The organism is Oceanicaulis alexandrii DSM 11625 (genome assembly GCF_000420265.1).
Classification (GTDB): Bacteria; Pseudomonadota; Alphaproteobacteria; order Caulobacterales; family Maricaulaceae; genus Oceanicaulis; species Oceanicaulis alexandrii.
In genome coordinates, this window is the sequence record NZ_ATUP01000002.1 from 79,791 (window position 1) to 93,042 (window position 13,252).

At 63.6% G+C, this 13,252-nt stretch carries 13 protein-coding genes; 6 read left to right on the forward strand and 7 right to left on the reverse strand.

What is annotated here, in order from left to right:
• The first annotated feature begins 21 nt into the window (after positions 1-21).
• A complete protein-coding gene (locus G405_RS0113000; protein ID WP_022701956.1) occupies positions 22-1,035 on the forward strand; it encodes a fumarylacetoacetate hydrolase family protein in 1,014 nt (337 codons plus the stop codon).
• Positions 1,036-1,102: 67 nt separating this feature from the next.
• Here G405_RS0113000 and hspQ read toward each other — a convergent pair whose 3' ends face one another.
• Complete coding sequence (hspQ, locus tag G405_RS0113005) at positions 1,103-1,477, reverse strand: heat shock protein HspQ (protein WP_051143392.1); 375 nt, start codon at positions 1,475-1,477, stop codon at positions 1,103-1,105.
• Between the two features lie 169 nt (positions 1,478-1,646).
• On the opposite strand from hspQ, the gene G405_RS0113010 reads away from it, so the two are divergent.
• The 3 genes from G405_RS0113010 (at position 1,647) to G405_RS16690 (ending at position 4,422) form a co-directional block, all read left to right on the forward strand.
• Positions 1,647-2,810: a Ppx/GppA phosphatase family protein gene (locus G405_RS0113010; RefSeq protein ID WP_022701958.1), complete on the forward strand. Its 1,164-nt coding sequence runs from the start codon at positions 1,647-1,649 to the stop codon at positions 2,808-2,810.
• Entirely contained in the window at positions 2,797-3,543 is a 747-nt protein-coding gene (locus G405_RS0113015) for an RlmE family RNA methyltransferase (protein WP_022701959.1), read from the forward strand. The genes G405_RS0113010 and G405_RS0113015 overlap by 14 nt, the downstream gene beginning before the upstream one ends.
• A 108-nt stretch (positions 3,544-3,651) precedes the next feature.
• Complete coding sequence (locus G405_RS16690; protein ID WP_022701960.1) at positions 3,652-4,422, forward strand: Coq4 family protein; 771 nt, start codon at positions 3,652-3,654, stop codon at positions 4,420-4,422.
• Here the strand turns inward: G405_RS16690 and G405_RS0113025 are convergent.
• Complete coding sequence (locus G405_RS0113025) at positions 4,419-4,796, reverse strand: response regulator (RefSeq protein WP_022701961.1); 378 nt, start codon at positions 4,794-4,796, stop codon at positions 4,419-4,421. The genes G405_RS16690 and G405_RS0113025 overlap by 4 nt on opposite strands.
• 170 nt (positions 4,797-4,966) lie before the next feature.
• Here G405_RS0113025 and guaB point away from each other — a divergent pair, with 170 nt between their 5' ends.
• Entirely contained in the window at positions 4,967-6,439 is a 1,473-nt protein-coding gene (gene guaB / locus G405_RS0113030) for an IMP dehydrogenase (RefSeq protein WP_022701962.1), read from the forward strand.
• A 59-nt stretch (positions 6,440-6,498) separates the two neighbouring features.
• Here the strand turns inward: guaB and G405_RS0113035 are convergent, their stop codons facing one another.
• Positions 6,499-7,329, reverse strand: coding sequence for an isocitrate lyase/PEP mutase family protein (locus G405_RS0113035; RefSeq protein WP_084683511.1), 831 nt, complete (start codon positions 7,327-7,329; stop codon positions 6,499-6,501).
• Positions 7,262-8,314, reverse strand: a complete 1,053-nt coding sequence (locus G405_RS0113040; protein WP_022701964.1) for a bifunctional transcriptional activator/DNA repair enzyme AdaA — start codon at positions 8,312-8,314, stop codon at positions 7,262-7,264. Before G405_RS0113040 ends, G405_RS0113035 begins: the two co-directional genes overlap by 68 nt.
• Positions 8,315-8,574: 260 nt before the next feature.
• Between G405_RS0113040 and G405_RS0113045 the strand changes: the two genes are divergently transcribed.
• Positions 8,575-9,891, forward strand: coding sequence for an RsmB/NOP family class I SAM-dependent RNA methyltransferase (locus G405_RS0113045; protein ID WP_022701965.1), 1,317 nt, complete (start codon positions 8,575-8,577; stop codon positions 9,889-9,891).
• 49 nt (positions 9,892-9,940) lie between these two features.
• Here G405_RS0113045 and G405_RS16085 read toward each other — a convergent pair whose 3' ends face one another.
• The 3 genes from G405_RS16085 to G405_RS16090 form a co-directional block, all read right to left on the reverse strand.
• Positions 9,941-10,738: a copper resistance protein B gene (locus G405_RS16085; RefSeq protein ID WP_028284807.1), complete on the reverse strand. Its 798-nt coding sequence runs from the start codon at positions 10,736-10,738 to the stop codon at positions 9,941-9,943.
• Complete coding sequence (locus G405_RS0113055; protein ID WP_022701966.1) at positions 10,735-12,705, reverse strand: copper resistance system multicopper oxidase; 1,971 nt, start codon at positions 12,703-12,705, stop codon at positions 10,735-10,737. The genes G405_RS16085 and G405_RS0113055 overlap by 4 nt, the downstream gene beginning before the upstream one ends.
• A 74-nt stretch (positions 12,706-12,779) precedes the next feature.
• A complete protein-coding gene (locus G405_RS16090; protein ID WP_156861545.1) occupies positions 12,780-13,193 on the reverse strand; it encodes a hypothetical protein in 414 nt (137 codons plus the stop codon).
• Between the last annotated feature and the right edge of the window lie 59 nt (positions 13,194-13,252).

A 13,252-nucleotide genomic window follows, 5' to 3' on the forward strand; every position in this document is an offset into this window, starting at 1 on the left:
ATAACAAGAAGGCTTTCCCCCATGAAACTCGCCACGCTGAACAATGGAAAACGCGACGGTCGCCTGGTGGTGGTCTCCCGCGATCTCGCCTGGTGCGCAGACGCCAGCCATATCGCGCCCACCTTGCAGGCGGCGCTCGATGACTGGGAGACGACTGAGCCGGCGCTGCGCAGCCTGTCTGACGAGCTGGAGCGCGAATCCATTCCGCGCGAGCGCTTCCATGAGCGTGAGGCCCTGTCGCCCCTGCCGCGGGCGTTCCAGTGGGCAGACGGTTCGGCCTATGTCAATCACGTGGAGCTGGTGCGCAAGGCGCGCGGCGCGGAGCTGCCGGACAGCTTCTGGACCGATCCGCTGATGTATCAGGGCGGGTCCGACAAGTTCCTCGCCCCCCGTCAGGACATTCCGCTGGGCGATGACAGCTGGGGCTGCGATTTCGAAGCGGAAGTCGCCGTGATCACCGGCGACGGCCCGTCAGGTCTCAGCGTGGATGACGCGGCCAAGGAAATCCGTCTGGTCATGCTGGTCAATGACGTGTCGTTCCGCGGCCTGATCCCCGGCGAGCTGGCCAAGGGCTTTGGCTTTTTCCAGTCCAAACCACCGAGCGCGTTCTCGCCTGTGGCCGTGACGCCGGACGAGCTGGGCGATGCGTGGGATGGCCGCAAGCTGCATCTGCCGCTGCAGTCCTGGCTGAACGGATCGAAATTCGGCGAGCCTGAATGCGCCGTCGACATGACGTTCGACTTTGCTCAGCTGGTCGCGCACGCCGCCAAGACTCGTCCTTTGTCCGCGGGCTCGATCATCGGCTCGGGCACCATCTCCAACAAGCTTGATGACGGCCCTGGCAAGCCGGTGGCGGAAGGCGGCAAGGGCTATTCCTGCATCGCCGAAATCCGCATGATCGAGACGATCTATGACGGCGCGCCCAAAACCCCGTTCATGACGCCGGGCGACACGGTGCGCATCGAAATGCTGGACAAGGACGGCAAGTCCATCTTCGGCGCCATCGAGCAAAACGTCGTGCGCTACGAAGGCTAAAGCACGCGTCAGTTTCGCTGACGATTTCAAAACGCCCGGATCAATGATCCGGGTGTTTTTGTGCGCGCTAGTTCTGGACGAAGCCGCCGGACTTCAGCGCATAGCGCTGGCCGTCAAAACCTTCGAAGATGTCCACCGTATCAGGATGGCCCACGGCGCCGTTCTCGGCGTCAGGCAGCAGATTGCCTTCAGAGACATAGGCCTCGTAATGGCCGTCCTCGTTCTCGGCGAGCAGATGATAGAAGGGCTGGTCCTTGTCCGGCCGCATGGATTCGGGAATGGACAGCCACCAGTCCTCGGTGTTCGCGAACACCGGATCCACGTCAAAAATCACCCCCCGGAACGGGAAGAGGCGATGGCGCACGACGTCGCCGATTGTGAACTTGGCCTCACGCAAGGCGGACACTCCTGGATTCGGACCGACATATGTAGCTGTCATCATATGCAATTCCAGTGCCTGACGCTGCAACAGCCGGGTTCGGTGCTTTCACAAGCGTGAAAGGCGAGCTATCCTTAACGTCAAACTGAAGTATCGCCCGCGGCCGGTTGCCGGCTTGCGCCGAAGAAACGGCGCGCCGCCAGTCTTTGCGGGCGCGATGAGGACGAACACCATGGCGAAGGACGCCGCCGGCCCCGAGCCTGCGCGCCAGCGCCCGAATCGAGGCCGGAAATCCGCCCGCCAGGACCCGATCTACGGGGCTATCGATCTGGGCACGAACAATTGCCGCATGCTTCTGGCGCGGCGCACGCGGGAGGGTTTCCGCGTGGTCGACGCCTATTCGCGCATCGTCCGTCTGGGCGAGGGCATTACTGCGTCCGGCGAACTCTCTGAGGCCGCCATGGAGCGCGCGGTGGAGGCGTTGGCGGTCTGCGCGGACCGGATCAAGCGCCGCAATGTCACCAAGCTGCGCGCCATCGCCACAGAAGCCTGCCGCCGCGCCCATAATGGGAAAAGTTTCGTCGAACGGGTCAAGGCGCAGACCGGCCTGGAGATGGAGATCATCGGCCCGGAAGAAGAGGCGCGCCTGGCGGTGCAGGGCAGTCTGGACCTGCTGGATGAAGCCATGGACGCCGCTGTCGTGGTCGACATCGGCGGCGGCTCGACCGAGCTGTGCTGGGTGGATCTCGAGGAATGGCGCAATCGCGGCGGCTATGACAGCGGCGGACGGCCGCCCTTGCGCGGATGGTCCTCCATGCCGCTGGGCGTCGTCACCCTGTCCGAGCGCTTTCCGGAGCCCAAGAAGAGCGGCGATGAGGCGAGAGCGGCCTGGTATGCCGAGATGAAGGCGCATGCCGTCAAACATCTCAAGGCGCCCAAGGGCGCGCGCCGTTTGCGGCCGATCTTTGAGGCGGGCCGCGCCCATATGGTCGGCACATCGGGGACGGTGACTTCGGTCGCCGGGGTGCATCTCAACCTGACCCGCTATATGCGTGACAAGGTGGACGGCATGTGGATGACGTCTGTAGACGCGCACGCCGCCTGCCAGCGTCTGGCCAGCCAGGATCGCAACGGGCGGGCGCGTGAAGGCTGTATCGGCCATGATCGCGCAGATCTGGTGCTGGCGGGCTGCGCCATATACGAAGCTGTGATGGAAGCCTGGCCCACCGAGAAGGTCCGGGTCGGCGATCGCGGCTTGCGTGAGGGCATGTTGCTCAACCTGATGCGCCCCAAACGTCGGCGCGGACGGCGCGGAGCCGGCAAGCGCGCTGACACCCATGAAGCCCAGGGCCAGGCGTCCGAGGCAGAAAAGAGAGACGGCCATGAGCAAGGATGACGATAACGGCGAAGGGACGGGTGAACCCGAACGCCGTCGCCGCCGGTCCGGCCCCGTCACGGCGGGCGGGGACGCCCGTTCGGCCAAGCAATTCCGCACGCGAGTGAAAACCGCACGAGGCCGCAAATACTCGTCCAAGCTCTGGCTCGAACGCCAGCTGAACGATCCCTATGTGGCGCGCGCCAAACAGGATGGCTATCGCTCGCGCGCGGCCTACAAGCTGATCGAGCTCGATGACAAGTTCGGCCTGATCAAGCCGGGCATGCGGGTGGCCGATCTTGGCTCGGCGCCCGGCGGCTGGACCCAGGTTGCGCTCAAGCGCGGGGCCGCGCATGTGGCCGGCATCGACCTTCTGGAGGTCGAGCCCATCGCCGGCGCGATCCAGCTGGAGCTCGATTTCACCGAAGAAGGCGCCGAAGACACCCTCAAGGAAGCCTTGGGCGGGCCAGCCGATCTGGTGATCTCGGACCTGGCGCCATGGACGACCGGGCATAAATCCACCGACCACTTGCGTATTGTGGCGCTGGTGGAGGCGGCGGCGTATTTCGCGCTGGACGTGCTCAAGCCGGGTGGCGGATTCGTCGCAAAGGTCTTTCAGGGCGGCGCCACAGGCGAATTGCTGGACCTTTTGAAGGCTCGATTTGAAAAAGTACGCCATTACAAACCGCCCGCCAGCCGGTCGGAGAGTGCGGAGACTTTCCTGATCGCGACCGGGTTTCGACCTGAGGGGTGAGTGGCGCACTCTGGCGGTAAACGCTGTTCACTTTTAACTTGGCGTTTCCATTCAATTGTGGATACTCCCATACAGAGCGGCATGAGCAAGACCGCCGGGAGGACAGTCATGACCGAGCAGCACGCAGCCTGCCCACCCTATCCGTGGGAACCGTTCAACCCGATTCGCGCCTGGAATGCGTTCTGGGGGCTGGTCGGCGATCGCGACGACACGCGCTATGTGTTCGAGTTCTTCCGCGCTGTGAACGGGCAGAGCATGGGCGGCATTCTAGGCCGGTTCGTCAATTCCGAGTTCGGGCGCAACCAGATCGAGGACCGCACGCGCTTTGCGAACAAGCTGCTCGATCGCGAGACCTTGAAATCTTACGGTCGCGGCACCTTCGCTGCGGCGTATCTGCACTATCTGGATACCGAAAATCTCGACCCTCTGGGCGTGCATGTGGCCGCTGTGGAGAACGCGCCCGAGCTGTATGCGCAGCTCGAACGCGAGTATCCCGAGTTTGCGGCCATGACCTATACCTTCCATCTGGCCCATGACCTGCACCACGTGCTCACCGGGTATGGTCGCGATCCGCTGGGAGAGGCCTTGCTGCTGACGTATAATGGTAATCAGAGCGGTACGCGGGGTTCGCGCTTGCTGGGCATGTTCGCGGGCCTGCGCATCCGCTCGGAGATCTGGCAATGGCCTGTGGGCCGCATGATGGCGAATGCGCGCAAGATGGCGCGCGAGAGCACGGACATGGTTGTCACGGATCTGACCGAACTGCTGCCCCTGCCGCTGGAAGAGGCGCGTCAGCGTCTGAATATCCAGCCGGATCCGCTCTATCGTGAAGTCCGCGATAGCTGGACCGGGCCAGAGCCGGTCAGCGCCAAAGCCTAAAGCCCCGGCGCCGGCCGACCATTGAGCAGGTATTCCATGACCTCAGGGTCCTGGATGTCGAGCTTCTCGTAAGGTCCGAGAAGCCGCAGTCGGCTTTTGGGCTTGCCTGGTCCCAGGCGGCGAGCGGTCAGCATCACGACGGTGCCGTCAAATCCGCATTCGTCCAGCACCGGCAGGCTTTCTCCATAATCGCTATGGGGCGGCACGCGGCGATCGAGAAAGACGAGATCATACTCGGACGCTTTCGGGTCTTCGCAGAAAGCATTCACTGAATTGTAATGGTCAAATTGAAACGAGCCGGGAACATGCTCGGCAAGGCCTGACAGAATTGTCATCTCGACCGGGTCGTCATCAATCACCGCAACGAGTCTCATGCATAATTTCCTTATACCTGTCAGGGGAATACGCGTATTACGCGCACAGGTTGGTTTACCATAACGATGTAGGCTAAACGGGGCAATCCGTCGACCCGCGCGGCTAAACGGCCTTGCGCTCACGCTGAAACCTGCTAAAGCGGCCCCGCAAGAGACAAGGAGGCCTCCCCATGCAGATTCGCGAGGGGCTTACCTTTGACGACGTGCTCTTGCAGCCCGGTTCGTCTGAGGTTTTGCCCGCTGACGCTTTGGTGCGGACACGGCTCACGCCGTCGATCACCCTGAACATTCCCATTCTGTCGGCCGCCATGGATACGGTGACCGAAGCCGGTCTGGCGATCGCCATGGCCCAGGATGGCGGTCTGGGCGTCATCCACCGAAATCTGACGATTGAAGAGCAGGCTGAAGAAGTCCGCCGCGTCAAACGTTATGAGAGCGGCATGGTGGTCAACCCGATCACCATCTCGCCCAACTCGACGCTGGCCGAGCTCCTGGCTCTGATGAACCATCACAAGATCTCTGGCATTCCGGTCGTGGAAGGTGGAGAGGGCGTGAACGGCAAGCTGGTCGGGATCATCACCAATCGCGATGTCCGCTTCGCCGACGACTTGAACCAGTCTGTGGCGTCGCTGATGACCCGTGAGAACCTGGTGACGGTCAAACCTGGTGTGGATCAGGCCGAAGCGCGGCGTCTGTTGCACAAGCACCGCATTGAGCGGCTGCTGGTTGTCGACGATGAGGGCCATTGCGTCGGCCTGATGACGGTCAAGGACATGGTCAAGGCCGAAGCCTATCCTAACGCCGCCAAGGACGAACACGGTCGCCTGCGCGTCGCCGCCGCCTCCACTGTGGGCGACGCCGGGTTTGAACGCGCGCAAGCGCTGATTGATGCAGGCGTGGATACGGTCGTCATCGACACCGCGCACGGCATGTCCGCTTCAGTGCTCGAGCAGGTCAAACGCATCAAGGCCGCCTCCAATTCGACCCAGGTGATCGCCGGCAATGTGGCGACCTATGATGGCGCGCGCGCCTTGTTTGATGTCGGCGCAGACACCGTGAAAGTCGGCATCGGGCCGGGCTCGATCTGCACCACGCGCATTGTGGCGGGCGTGGGTGTTCCCCAGCTGACCGCCATTATGGATTGCCGACGCGCCGCGGACGGCTTTAACGGCTCCATCATTGCGGACGGCGGGATCAAGTATTCCGGCGATCTCGCCAAGGCCATCGCGGCCGGAGCGGATTGCGTGATGATGGGCTCGATGCTGTCGGGCACTGAAGAAGCGCCGGGCGAGACGTTCCTCTACAAAGGCCGGGCCTATAAGTCCTATCGCGGCATGGGCTCTGTCGGCGCCATGGCGCGCGGCTCCGCCGACCGGTATTTCCAGAAGGAAGTCACCGACCGGATGAAGCTGGTGCCTGAAGGGATCGAGGGCCAGGTGCCTTACAAAGGACCGGTCGCGCCGATCCTGCACCAGATGGTGGGCGGATTACGCGCCGCCATGGGCTATACCGGCGCCAAGACGATCAAGGAATTCCAGGAAAAGGCCGAATTCGTGCGCATCACCAGCGCGGGCCTGAAAGAAAGCCACGTCCATGACGTGACGATCACCCGCGAAGCGCCGAACTATCCGACCCCGTCGTAGACAGGGGTGAGCCTTGAATGAGAACGCCCGGCGATGAATGTCGCCGGGCGTTTTTCGTTTCAGAGCGTCAACGCCTCACGCGAGCAATTGGTCAGCATCTCCATGGCGGACAGATAGGGCGCCGGGCCGAAGCTGATGCGGCGCGCGCCGGCCTGTTTCATGATCTTGAGCTGTTCGACATCGGGAACCATCACATTGATGGGCGCTCCGATCTCCTCCACCAGTCTCGCCACCAGATCAGGGTCCTTGAGGCCGGGGAAGAAAATCCCGTCTGCGCCGGCGTCCACATAGGCGTGGGCGCGCTCCACCGCATGGCCCATGCGCTCGGTAGGGTGACTGGGATCCTCGGGGTCAAAGAACACGTCGCTGCGCGCATTGATGAACAGCGGCTCGCCTTCAGACTTCTGGGCGCTCGAGATGGCGCGCAGTTTGAGGACGTGCTTCGCCAGTGGAACAGGGCTTGCGGTCTTGCGGTCGCGATCCTCGATATTGATGCCTACGGCGCCCGTATTGCGGATGCGCAAGGCGTGATCAGCGACTTCGGCAGGGTCCTCAGAATAGCCGGTCTCGATATCCACCGTCAGCGGCACGGAAATGGATTTGGCGATCCGGCGGGTGATCCGCTCCAGCCAGTCCAGAGGCAGGGATTCTCCGTCCTCAAATCCCAAGGCGGCGGCGACCGCCCAGCTGGAGGTGGCGATGGCCTTGGCGCCTGAGCGTTCAATGGCGAGCGCGCTGCCGGCATCCCAGGCGTTAAACAGCACCAAGGGAGTCCCAGGGGCGTGCAGTGAAGCAAAATGATCGTACATCAGCGTCATTCCTCTAGGGTAGAGGCGCGGCTTGCCGTTCAAGATCAAGCAAGGCGCGCTTGCGATGAAGCCCGCCGCCATACCCGGTCAATGATCCGTCGGCGCCGATCACCCGATGACACGGGATGATCAAAGCGAGCTGATTATCGCCATTGGCGCGGGCGACCGCGCGAACGGCGGAAGGTCGGCCCATTTGTGCGGCGAGTTGGCTGTAACTGCGGGTCTGCCCCATGGGGATCGCCTGCAGTTCACGCCAGACAGCTTGCGTGAACGGGCTGCCGTGAAATTTCACGGGAACCTGAAATTCTCGCAGCCTGCCGTTAAAATAGTCCTCCAGATCATTTGCAACCATGGCGTGTGTCTTTGTGCGTCCGAAGCCGAGCCCGCCCGGCGTCCGCTCTGACAAGCGTTTAAGCTCTGTGGGCAAGGCTTTGCGATCCATGAACTCCAAGAGATGCAGGGCGTGGTCATCCGCGACGGCGATCATCGGCCCCAAGGGTGTGGAGACCGGCGCGCAGCGCAGCAGGGCGTCATCGCGAAAGGCGCCGGGCGCGAGGCCCAACAATTTGCTGACGGCGGACCGGAAGCCGCTGGCGGAGTCGTAATTGGCGGTCAGCTGGGCCTCGATCACGCGCTCGCCGCCGCCCAGGGCCGCAAAGCCTTCCTGCAGGCGCCGCAAGCGCGCCAGTTCCAGAAAGGTCACGCCCAGCTGGCGCTTGAACGCGCGCCGCACGGTGGAGGGGTCCAGGCCGAGCGCCGTCAGATCGTCTTCGCGCCAGCGCCGCCCCGGATCGGCGTTAAGCTTCGCAGACAGGTCCGCGACCAGCGGCTCCATGCCGTGTTCCAGCGGTTTGCAGCGTTTGCAGGGGCGGAAGCCCGCATCAAGGCACTCCGCCGCCGTCTCGTGAAAGCGGCAATTGTCTGCTTTGGGCTTTCTCGCAGGGCAGCTGAGGCGACAGAAAATGCCGGTGGAGGTGACGCCCACAAACATTCGGCCGTCCCAAGCGGAGTCCCGGTTCAGAAGGGCGCTATAGAGCGCGGTGTCGGAAGGGCGTGAAAACAACATGCAGACTGTGTATCAGAGGGCGCGAGACGGTGACGCCGATTTTCGGGCGTTAATTGATTTTGACTGCAGAGCCGAACACCCTCTGTGATCAGCCACCCCGGAGCTTTGCTCCGCATGCGCATAGCGCGCCCGCTAAACGGCGGACCCTCAGCCCGCAAGGGTGAACAACCATCGGAGCTTTGCTCCCAAAGCGCAAAGCGCGCCCGCCGAATGGCGGAACATCAGCCCGTAAGGGCGAACGAAAAAGAAAGACCTTTCCCATGCGCGACGCAGGACGGATCGCCGGCGCCATTGAAGTGCTCGACGCGGTGATGAACCGGCATCAACCGGTGAAGGACGCCTTGCGCGACTGGGGCAAGGCGCATCGGTTCGCCGGATCGGGGGATCGCGCCTGGATATCGGGTCTGGTGCTGGACTCGCTGCGTCGCCGCGGCGCGCTGCGTCATGTGATGGGCGAGGACACGCCGCGCGCGCTGGTGCTGGGGGCGTTGTCCTATGCGTGGGACATGGATGCGACCGCCATCAGCGCGACATTCGAAGGCGATGAGCATGCGCCTGAGCCCCTGACAGAGGCCGAGATTGAGGCGTTATCCAAAGGTCTCGATGCGTCGGCGCCGCTTCATGTGCGGGCGGACGTGCCCGAATGGCTGGCGCCGAGCTTTGAGCGCGCTTATGGCGAAACCGCCGAAGCGGAAGGTCAGGCCATGGCGGGCCGGGCGCCGGTGGATCTGCGCGTGAACCGTCTGAAAGCCGAGCCGGAAAAGGCGTTCGGCGCGGTCGCCCCCAAGATCAAGAATATCGAGGTCTCTGACCTGATCCTGGATGGCCTGCGCATTCCCGAAACCGATCCGCGCGCCAAGGCGCCGGGGGCTGACAGCATTCCCGCCTTCGGCAAGGGCTGGGTCGAGGTGCAGGATATCGGCTCGCAACTGGCCGCATTGGCGGCGGGCGACATCAAGGGCGGCCAGGTGCTGGATTATTGCGCCGGGGCGGGCGGCAAGACTTTGGCGCTGTCGGCGCTGATGGAGAACACCGGCCAGCTGTACGCCTGGGATTATGACGGCCGCCGCTTGCGCGCGATCTGGCCACGCCTGCAACGCTCGGGCGCGCGCAATGTGCAGGTGCGCGACGGCAAGGAAGCGGAAACGCTGGGTGATCTCGAGGGCAAGCTTGATTGCGTCTTCATGGATGCGCCGTGCTCGGGCGCGGGCACCTGGCGGCGCCGTCCCGACAGCAAATGGCGTCTGAAGGAAGAGGCGTTCAAGCGCCGTCAGTCTGAACAGGATGAAGTGCTGTCCAAGGCCTGGCGCTTCGTCAAACCGGGCGGGCGGCTCGTTTATGTGACCTGCTCGATCCTGCCGGAAGAGAACGAAGACCGGGTCGCGCACTTTCTTGAAACGCACCCTGATTTCACGCCCATGCCGGCCAGCGAAGCCATGGCCCAGTCAGGCCGCCTCGCCGAGGGCGCGCAGGAGCGTCTGAAAGCCATTGAGGGCCGTTTCGGCGCAATCCAGCTCAGCCCGCACCGCACCGGCACGGACGGGTTTTATGTCTGTGTGATGGAGCGCACGGCATAGGATCTGATCGCTCAAGAAAAAGGCCCCGGCGCTGCCGGGGCCTTTTGCGTTAGAACCAGAGGCGCACCCCCGCGAGGAGGGCGGTTTCCTCCACCTCGTCGCCCAAAGAGCGGGCGATCGTGGCGGTCTCGCCCAGCTTGCGCTCCCAGCTGACGCCCACATAGGGGGCGAACTGGCGGCGGATTTCATAGCGCAGGCGCAAACCGGCCTCGACATCGGTAAAGCCCGTGCCCTGATCGAGCGAGGGGGCGTCACCGAACGCAAACCGGGTCTCGACGACCGGCTGCAGGATCAGGCGCTGGGTGAAGAGGATTTCGTACTCCACCTCCGCCTCGATGGCGGCGCCGGAATCCCCGCCCAGATAGGTGTGGGCGTTCACCTCGAACCAGTAGGGCGCCAAGCCCTCAACCCCGATCACACCTTGCGTTTCGTCGGGGCCGAACTCATGGCGCAGGCCGGTCTGGACGTTGAAATAGCGGGTCGCGGCGCGGCTGTATAAAAGCTCGACTTCGCCGCCCTCAAAGCTGTCCTCGTCGGGCAGATAGGCGCCCTTGAAGTTCATGACGAGGCGGTTGATGTCGCCGCCGGTCCAGACGCCGCCCTCCCATTTGAGGGCGGTTTCGCCATCCGCATCCTGCCATTCAAAGCGGTCGATCATCACCATGGAATGCTGCGTGGCGCCCGAATGGTGCAGCACGTCATGACGCGCCCGGTCCATCACATCGGCGTCGAAATACCGGTCCGCGGCGTTCCAAAGCGGTTCGGCGTGGTCGCCTTCATGGCTTTGCGCGAAAGCCGGTGCGGCGATCAGGGCGCAGGTCGCGCCCAGGAGCAATGAGCGGATCATGATGCGCCGCCTCCGTGGTGACCGGAGTGGTGGTTATGGTGCGCGGGCGCCGGTTCAGGCTCTGGCGCAGGGGCGTGATGACCGTGATGACCGCCGCCATGGCCGGAATGGTTTGAATGGCTCGAATGGTCCATCGGCGCGGGTTCAGGCTGATGATGACCCTCATGGCCTTGATGACCGGAATGAGCGGAGTGGTCCATGGGGCCGGGGCGCACCGAGACGACCTGCATCATCCCCGCATGCATGTGATAGAGCAGGTGGCAGTGGAAGGCCCAGTCGCCCGGCTCGTCCGCCGTGACGTCAAAGGCCAGACGCTCGCCCGGTTTGACGATCACGGTGTGTTTCCGCGGCTTGTGATCGCCGCCGCCGTTCACCAGTTCAAAGAACATGCCGTGAAGGTGAATGGGGTGGGGCATCATGGTGTCGTTCACCAATGTGACCCGCAGCCGCTCGCCTTCATGAAAGACGATGGGCGCGTCGATCTCGGTGAAGCGCACGCCGTCAAACGACCACATATAGCGCTCCATGTTGGAGGTGAGATGGATTTGCATCTCACGTCCCGGCGCGCGCACATCAGGATTGCGATCCAGGCTGCGCAACTGGGAATAGGTGAGCACGCGATGGTTCACATCCTCCAGCCCGATCCCCGGTTCATCCAGACGACTGATCGGCGCCATATTGAGATTGGCGACGCCGGGGCCTTCGGAATGGTTGTGGGTGACGGGCGCGTCGTCCTGCATCGCCCCGGAATGCCCGGAATGCCCGGAATGATCCATGGAGCCATGGTCCATCGAACCGTGATCCATCTGGCCCTGAGCCATTGACCCATGATCCATTCCGCCGTGCCCCATGGCGCCGTGATCCATGCCCATGTCGCGCATGGTCAGAAGCGGGGTGGGGCGCAGCTCGGGAACCGGCGCCGTCATGCCCTCGCGCGGCGCCAATGTGGCGCGGGCGTAGCCCAGGCGCTCAATGCTTTCCGCCATGATGGTGAAGGCGCGATCCTCGCGCGGGGTGACCACCACGTCATAGGTTTCCGCCACACCGATTTGCAGCTCGTCCGTCTCGACGGGGGCCACGTTCTGCCCGTCCGCCTGCACGACCTGCAGCGGCAGTCCGGGGATGCGCAGATTGAAGATCGTCATGGCCGAGGCGTTGATGATGCGCAGGCGCACCCGCTCGCCGGGCTCAAACAGGCCCGTCCAGTTGCTGCCCGGTCCCTGGCCATTGATCAGATAGGTATAGGTTTCACCGCCCACATCTGAGATGTCGGTGGGCTTCATGCGCATCTGGCCCCACATGGCGCGGTCTGACAGCGCGGCGCGCGCGCCGTCCTCGCCCATGTCGCGGACCAGATCACCCAAAGTGCGGTGATTGTAGTTGAGGCTTTCCGGGTTTGTTTTCAGCTGGTTGAACAGCGCTTCAGGCGACATGAAGGTCCAGTCGCTCAACACCAGCACGTGCTCGCGGTCATAGACGACCGGATCGTGATGGGCCGGATCGACGATGATCGGGCCATAAAGGCCTTCCTGCTCCTGCAGCCCGGAATGGCTGTGATACCAGTAGGTGCCCGACTGGCGCAGCCGGAAACGGTAGGTGAAGGTCTCGCCGGGGCGAATGCCGGGGAAGCTCACGCCCGGAACGCCATCCATCTGGAAGGGCAGCAGAATGCCGTGCCAGTGGATGGAGCTGTCCACGTCCAGATGGTTGGTGACGTTGAGCGTCACTTCATCGCCCTCGCGCCAGCGCAAGAGCGGCGCAGGCACGGTTCCGTTCACCGTGAGCGCGCTGTCGCGGCGGCCATCCACGCGGAAGGGCGTGCGGGCGATATCCAGATTGAACTGCGTGCCGGTCAGGGCGTCGGGCGCGCGCTGGGTGAGGGCGCGGGCGCCATAGGCCCAGTTCGGGGTCAGGCTGGCGGCGGCCAGCGCGCTGGCGCCGGTCAGCCAGGATCGTCTCGTAAGCATGATTTCGGTCTTTCAACAGAGTTCGTCAGACAGGGCGAAGCCCGCGCAAGGCGCGGATCAGCATGTCTGGCGTCCTAGTTGAGCTGGACCGAATGAAGCTGGACGGGAGTTGGGCGCGGCGGCGGTCTGGGCCGCAGCGGATCATAAACGGGGGCCTGGACCGCGGTGCGGCGCAACTGAGCAAGGTCCGGTCGCGGCGCGGTCGGCAAGACCGCCGGGGCGTCGATTTGGGGCGCATCGCTGAGCACCAGCGCCGCGCCGCACAGCGCATTGTCGTCGCAATGGGGATCGGCCTGGTCTTTTGCGGCGGCGTGATGGGCGTGCCCCGCCATCTGGTGATCAGTGACGGCTGGCGCGTGCGCGACGCCGTTAGCGTGTTCATGACCGGCGGGTTCAATCGGCTGGGCGCACACCTGCACGGTCCAGCACGCGATGAAGATCATCGCGGTCAGGATTTTGGGCAGGGAGGCGGCGAACCGTTGAATCATGGATGCAACATAGCGCTCCCGCAGCCGGAGGAAAACCATTTGCATCCGGATGTGGCGCT

What these genes read in the sequence shown, in the direction of transcription:
- G405_RS0113000 (WP_022701956.1), top strand. Translation starts at nt 22, where the DNA reads ATGAAACTCGCCACGCTGAACAATGGAAAACGCGACGGTCGCCTGGTG.
- hspQ (WP_051143392.1), bottom strand. Translation starts at nt 1,477, where the DNA reads ATGATGACAGCTACATATGTCGGTCCGAATCCAGGAGTGTCCGCCTTG.
- G405_RS0113010 (WP_022701958.1), top strand. Translation starts at nt 1,647, where the DNA reads ATGGCGAAGGACGCCGCCGGCCCCGAGCCTGCGCGCCAGCGCCCGAAT.
- G405_RS0113015 (WP_022701959.1), top strand. Translation starts at nt 2,797, where the DNA reads ATGAGCAAGGATGACGATAACGGCGAAGGGACGGGTGAACCCGAACGC.
- G405_RS16690 (WP_022701960.1), top strand. Translation starts at nt 3,652, where the DNA reads ATGACCGAGCAGCACGCAGCCTGCCCACCCTATCCGTGGGAACCGTTC.
- G405_RS0113025 (WP_022701961.1), bottom strand. Translation starts at nt 4,796, where the DNA reads ATGAGACTCGTTGCGGTGATTGATGACGACCCGGTCGAGATGACAATT.
- guaB (WP_022701962.1), top strand. Translation starts at nt 4,967, where the DNA reads ATGCAGATTCGCGAGGGGCTTACCTTTGACGACGTGCTCTTGCAGCCC.
- G405_RS0113035 (WP_084683511.1), bottom strand. Translation starts at nt 7,329, where the DNA reads ATGGCGGCGGGCTTCATCGCAAGCGCGCCTTGCTTGATCTTGAACGGC.
- G405_RS0113040 (WP_022701964.1), bottom strand. Translation starts at nt 8,314, where the DNA reads ATGTTGTTTTCACGCCCTTCCGACACCGCGCTCTATAGCGCCCTTCTG.
- G405_RS0113045 (WP_022701965.1), top strand. Translation starts at nt 8,575, where the DNA reads ATGCGCGACGCAGGACGGATCGCCGGCGCCATTGAAGTGCTCGACGCG.
- G405_RS16085 (WP_028284807.1), bottom strand. Translation starts at nt 10,738, where the DNA reads ATGATCCGCTCATTGCTCCTGGGCGCGACCTGCGCCCTGATCGCCGCA.
- G405_RS0113055 (WP_022701966.1), bottom strand. Translation starts at nt 12,705, where the DNA reads ATGCTTACGAGACGATCCTGGCTGACCGGCGCCAGCGCGCTGGCCGCC.
- G405_RS16090 (WP_156861545.1), bottom strand. Translation starts at nt 13,193, where the DNA reads ATGATTCAACGGTTCGCCGCCTCCCTGCCCAAAATCCTGACCGCGATG.